At 61.3% G+C, this 5,842-nt stretch carries 5 protein-coding genes; all 5 read right to left on the reverse strand.

The annotated features are described in order from the left end of the window. Nucleotides 1-53: 53 nt before the first annotated feature. The 5 genes from K7I12_RS17110 to trkA all read right to left on the reverse strand — a co-directional run bounded on the left by K7I12_RS17110 (nucleotide 54) and on the right by trkA (nucleotide 5,718). Nucleotides 54-764, reverse strand: coding sequence for an ATP-binding cassette domain-containing protein (locus tag K7I12_RS17110; protein ID WP_231664775.1), 711 nt, complete (start codon nucleotides 762-764; stop codon nucleotides 54-56). Then, a complete protein-coding gene (locus K7I12_RS17115; protein ID WP_231664776.1) occupies nucleotides 748-1,665 on the reverse strand; it encodes a DeoR/GlpR family DNA-binding transcription regulator in 918 nt (305 codons plus the stop codon). The genes K7I12_RS17110 and K7I12_RS17115 overlap by 17 nt, the downstream gene beginning before the upstream one ends. A 214-nt stretch (nucleotides 1,666-1,879) precedes the next feature. Next, the gene (locus K7I12_RS17120; RefSeq protein ID WP_231664777.1) at nucleotides 1,880-2,755 is read right to left on the reverse strand and encodes an ion transporter; all 876 of its coding nucleotides are present in this window, start codon (nucleotides 2,753-2,755) and stop codon (nucleotides 1,880-1,882) included. A 44-nt stretch (nucleotides 2,756-2,799) separates the two neighbouring features. Then, a complete protein-coding gene (locus K7I12_RS17125; protein WP_269438732.1) occupies nucleotides 2,800-4,284 on the reverse strand; it encodes a TrkH family potassium uptake protein in 1,485 nt (494 codons plus the stop codon). Nucleotides 4,285-4,344: 60 nt separating this feature from the next. Then, nucleotides 4,345-5,718, reverse strand: a complete 1,374-nt coding sequence (trkA, locus tag K7I12_RS17130) for a Trk system potassium transporter TrkA (protein ID WP_231664778.1) — start codon at nucleotides 5,716-5,718, stop codon at nucleotides 4,345-4,347. Nucleotides 5,719-5,842 lie beyond the last annotated feature (124 nt).

Genomic DNA, 5,842 nt, shown 5'->3' on the forward strand with positions numbered 1-5,842 from the left:
CTCGCACCTCTACCTGCTCGGCGGGGAGAGCTATCGGCTGAAGCAGAAGGCGCTCAGCTGACGATCACGGGTGGGTCATTTTTGTTGGCCACTGGTGGGTCACTTCTGATGGCCATTGACAACCGGTCGGACAGACGATAGACCTCTTCCATGCGGTGAGAGATGTAGATGATCGCGATGCCCTCGCGCTTGAGCCCTTCTATGACCCTGAAGAGGTTTTCGGTCTCGCGGCTCGACAGCGAGGTCGTCGGCTCGTCCATCACGATGATTCGGGCATCGGTGGATAAAGCTCTTGCGATTTCCACGAGCTGGCGCTCACCCAGGGACAAGCGGCTCACGGGCGTCTCGGGAGAAAAGCCGATGCCCAGCCTGTCGAGAATCGGCCGTGATTCCGCTTGCATGGCGTGACGGTCGACGACACCGACGCGCGCCTTTTCCGCGCCCAGGAATATGTTTTGCGCCACCGTCAGGTTCGGCGCCAACGAGAGCTCCTGATAGATGACGGCGATGCCGTGAGCCTTCGAGAGCCGGGTATCGCCGGTCGGCATCACGCGGCCCGCGACGCGCACTTCGCCACCGCTGTCGGGAGCGAGGGCACCTGACAGGACTTTCATCAGGGTGGACTTTCCCGCGCCGTTCTCGCCCATGAGGGCATGCACCTCACCGGCCCAGGCGGTCAGCGCCACGGACTGCAGCGCCTTGACGCCTCCGAAGGTCTTGCAAATGTCGGTCATCTCCAGGAGAGGTTCATCGCTCTTGTTCATCAACGCCTCCCGCCGTCTTGGCGATCGTGTAGCGAACGCCTTGGCTCTCCAGCAGCTTTGCATCGTTGTCGTCGAGGCCGTCGTCGGTGATCAGGTGCGACACACGCCGGAAGGGCAGTGCCACGAGGGGAGGGGACTCCTTGAACTTGCGGCTATCGACGAGAAGCACGACTTCGTTGACCCGGTCGGCGAAGTGCTGCACGAAATGGACAAGCAGCGGATGGGATTCGAGGATGCCCTGCGCGCCGACCCCGAGGGCGCCGACAAAGAACTGCGAAGCGAAGAAGGTCTGGTCGTCGCCGGCCGGATCGTGCAGGATCCCCGGCTCGCGATGCAGGTCGCCGCCGCCCAAGGTCAACTGGCAGCTTCCGAACTCGGACAGATAGGCGGCCAATGGCATCGAGTGCGTCAGGATGCGCACGTTCCAGTCGGCAATGAGCACGCCGAAGTGGAAGCAGGTCGAACCGGCGTGAACGACGATCAAGCTGCCTTCGCGTACCCGCTGGCTGGCCTCGCGGGCAATGGCCCGCTTGGCGTCGACGGCGATGTCGCGGTTGTCGGAAAAGGGCAGGGCGACGGCGCGCTGGTGCGCCGACTCGATGGCAGCGATACCGCCGTACACCTTGCGTGCCAGTCCCGCTTCGTCCAGCTTGTCGATGTCGCGGCGTATGGTGGCCGCCGAAACGCCCAGCATGTGCGTTAACTCTTTCACCGACATGAAAGGACGTTCTTGAAGGATCAGCTCGATCTTGGCTTGGCGCGCATACTCGCTCATGAATTGGCCTGAATGATTCTGCTTGTTCATAGGTGATTGAGAATCATCATATGCGCGGACGAGGGGTTTTGCGCATTGAACTTTATGCGCGAGACTTTGGTATGGGTGATCGAGCCGGATCGTCACGGCGAGTCGCGTGAGGGAAGACCTTCATGGGCGCCCGCGTTGCGCTCCGGGCGGGCTCCCGGGCGGTTGCGGACTCGGGCGCCGCCGGGTCGGATGAGGCGGTTTCGCGGTTTCGCGGTGTCCCGGGCAGGAGGGCTTGGCGGATGCCCGGCTCATCTCGCACCCGGCCAGGTGGCCCGCGCAAGCCGGGACGCCTGCTTCTGCAGGGCCGGCCTCAGGTGTCCGTGTCTTCCCGGGCGGAGAGGCGCGGATCCTCGGTCTCCTCGTCGAGCCAGGTGCCGCAGCGCCGGCAGTAGCGGGCGTCGTGATCGTGGCGGTCGAGGCCGCAGCCGGGGCAGGCCTCGTTGGAGTAGCGCTGTTCGCGCAGCGAGCGAATCACCTCGGCGGAGAACACCCCGGTGGGCACGGCGATGATCGAGTAACCGACCAGCATGACCATCATCGAGATGAACTGCCCCAGCGGGGTGACCGGGGTGATATCGCCATAGCCCACCGTGGTCAGGGTGACCACGCCCCAGTAGACCGCCATGGGGATGTTGGTGAAGCCCGCTTCGGGGGGCTCGATCAGATACACCACGCTGCTGAAGATGATCACGATCATCAGCACGGCGAACAGGAACAGCAATATCTGATGCCAGCTTCTCTTCAGGGCATCGATCAGCAGCCGGCCCTCGCCGACGAACTGCATCAGCCGCAGTACGCGGAAGATGCGCAGCACACGCAGCAGCCTCACCACCAGCAGCGACTGGCCCCAGGGGAACAGCAGGGCCAGCCAGGTGGGCAGGATCGACAGCAGGTCGACCACGCCGTAGAACGACGTCAGGTACTTGAGGGGCCGCTCCAGGCAGTACAGGCGGGTCGCCAGTTCCAGCGTGAACAGTAGCGTGAAGACCCACTCCGCCTCGTAGAAGAGCGTGCCGAACGCACCGTGATAGCCTTCGACGCTATCCAGCATGACCACGGCCACGCTGGCCAGGATCATCAGGATCAGTACGACATCGAAGCCCTTGGCCAGGCGGCTGTCCGACTCGAAGATGACCTGAAATAGCTTTGTGCGCAGGCCTGCCTTGGCAGGTCGTAAAGAAGACAAGGGCGCTCTCCTGTCAATGTGGTCGCTCGTCGGGGAAGGCGCGTCTACTTCTTCCAGAACGTGGGCGTGAACAGCACGATCACGGTGAGGATCTCCAGGCGTCCCATCAGCATTCCAATGCTCAGCAGCCACTTCGCCGCATCGGGCAGCGAGGCGAAATTTCCGGCCGGTCCGATCACGTCGCCGAGCCCGGGACCGACGTTGGCCACTGCCGTGGCCGCGCCCGAGAGCGCGGATACCATGTCGAGTCCCAACATGGCCAACCCGAGGGCGAGACCGGCGATCGTCAGGAAGAAGAAGAACGAGAACGCGATAACCCCCCTGATCACTTCATCCGGCAAGCGTCGCCCATTGTAGCGTTGGGGAAAAGTGCCGTTGGTGTGCACCAGAAAACGCAACTGATTGGTCAGCATGACCTGGCCGATCTGGAAGCGGAATATCTTCATGCCGCCGCTGGTCGAGCCGCTGCAGCCGCCGATAAAGGTCAGATAGAAGAACGCGACGATGAACAGTGCGCCCCAGGTCGTATAGTCTTCAGAGGCGTAACCCGTCGTGCTGACGATGGAGGTCACGTTGAAGGTGACCTGGGTCAGCGCCGCAAAAGGCTCCGTGCCCTGGGCGATCCTGTAGCCGGTAAGAATCGTTATGGCAACCAGCAGCAGGTAACAGAGGCCGATGACCTGCTGGTCTCGCCAAAGCGCGCTGCGGGTTTCGCGCAGCGCGCGTATGTAAATGACGAAGGGCAGTGAGGCGCAGAACATGAACAGCGAAGCCAGCCAGAGTATTTGCGGCTGGTTGCTATAGGCGCCAAAGGATGCATCGGTATTGGCGAAACCGCCCGTGGCGACCGTGGTCATGGCATGCACGATGGCATCGAGGGGAAGCATGCCGGCCAGCCAGTAGGAGATCGTCACGATACCGGTGAAGCCCAGATAGATGGCTCCAGTCGCCTTGGCGATCCCACCCGCACGGGGCAACACCTTGTCTGACCAATCGGAGGACTCCGTCTGGAACAGGCGCATCCCGCCGACCTTCAAAAACGGCAGGATGGCGATCGCCATGACGATGATGCCGATGCCGCCCAGCCACTGCATCATGCCTCGCCAGAGCTTCAGCCCGTCCGTCAATCCATCGATGCCGACCAGGATGGTGGAACCCGTCGTGGTGATGGCGGAAACGGATTCGAACACGGCATTGGTCAAGGAGAGATAGGGCGTACCCAGAATGAAGGGCAGGCTGGCGAAGCTGGAGATCATCACCCAGCTCAGGGTAGTGAGGATGAACATCTGGAGGGGCTTGAGCTCGATGGGGATGCCGCGGGTCAATACCAGCGTGGGCAATGCAACCGCCAGGATGATACCGATCGACAGCGCGAACGCCTGGGCTTCCAGAGCGCCCTGCAGGGTCAGGAGGATCAGCGGAGCCAACATGAATAGCGCCAGCACCAGCAGCAGCACGGCCAGTATTTTCGCGACCGGGGCGATTGCGTGAACCGCCTTCGAGGCATGCCGTCGAGTCAGGCTGGGCAAAGGAGGATCTCCTGTGGTCTATTTGCCCGCAACGCCATGTAGGCCGTTCATTGGGCTGGCTTAAAAATAGCTTGCTTTGACCTGTAAAAGGCGTTCGATTTCCTGGATGCGACGCTTATCGAGAAGGAAGAGTATGAGGTGGTCGTCGGTTTCGATGACGACGTCGCTGTGGTCCAGAATGACCTCGTCACCTCGAGCGATGGCACCGATCATTGTTTCGGCGGGAAGCGGAATGTCCTCTATTCTGCGGCCAACCACTTGCGACGAGTCTGCATCGCCATGGGCAACGGCCTCTATGGCCTCGGCCGCACCGCGGCGCAGCGAATGAACCTTCGCCACATCGCCACGCCGAACATGCTTCAGTATGCTGCTGATGGTCACTTGCTGCGGAGAGATGGCGATGTCGATTCTGTCGCCCTGGATGAGCTCGACGTAGGCCGGGTCGTTGATCAGGGTCAGGACCTTTTGCGCGCCGAGTCGCTTGGCCAGCAGCGACGACATGATGTTGTCTTCGTCGTCGTTGGTCAGCGCGCAGTAGATATCGCAGTCGTCGATGTTTTCCTCGACGAGCAAGTTCTTGCGCGTCGCGCTGCCGTTGAGCACGACCGTTTCCGTCAGGCGCTCGGCCAAGGTCTGAGCGCGCGCCGCGTCGATCTCTATCAGCTTGACATGATGGTCGCCTTGCAGCTTTTTTGCGAGTCGCTCGCCGATGTTGCCGCCGCCGGCGATGATCACACGACGATACCCCTGTTCCGCCCTGCGCAACTCCTTCATGACCGCGCGAATATCCTTGCGGGAGGCGATGAAGAAAACCTCGTCATCCGTTTCTATAACGGTGTCGCTATGCGGGGTGATCCCTTTGCCGCGGCGATAGATGGCCGCCACGCGTGTGTTCACGCTGGGTAAATGCTCTCTCAAGGTGGAGAGTTCCTTGCCGACCAGGGACCCGCCGTAGATGGCCTTGACGGCGACGAGCTGGACCTTGCCCTTGGCGAAATCGAGCACCTGCAGGGTGCCGGGGAATTCGAAAATGCGATAGATGCTATCGGTGACGAGTTGCTCGGGGCATATGGTAAGCTCGATTCCCAGCGCCCGTTCCGAGAATAGTTCGTCGTGCGCCAGGTAATCATTGTCGCGCACGCGCGCTATCTTGGTCGAGGCGTTGAAGAGGGTATTGGCGACCTCGCAGGCCAGCATGTTGAGCTCGTCGGAATCGGTGACGGCGATCAACAGGTCCGCCTCATCGCATCCCGCTTTCCTGAGTACGCTCGGATGAGACACCTTGCCCTCTACGGTGCGTATGTCGAGTCGCGCGGTGAGATCGCTCAGCCGGCTGGCAGAAATGTCGACGACGGTAATTTCATTACCTTCACGCGCCAGGTACTCGGCCAGGCTGCTGCCAATCTGATCCGCACCCAGGATAACGATCTTCATAAGTTGTAACTATTCAGGTGGTTCTGAATTAGGGTCGCCAACCACCTGATTTCTCTGGCATAGTACGCACATCCGCCCACTACGCCATGCGGTGACATGACCATCAGCGACATCAACGTCGACG

Origin of the sequence: Halomonas sp. IOP_31 (assembly GCF_021151495.1) — a bacterium.
In the GTDB taxonomy this organism is placed as follows: domain Bacteria; phylum Pseudomonadota; class Gammaproteobacteria; order Pseudomonadales; family Halomonadaceae; genus Modicisalibacter; species Modicisalibacter zincidurans.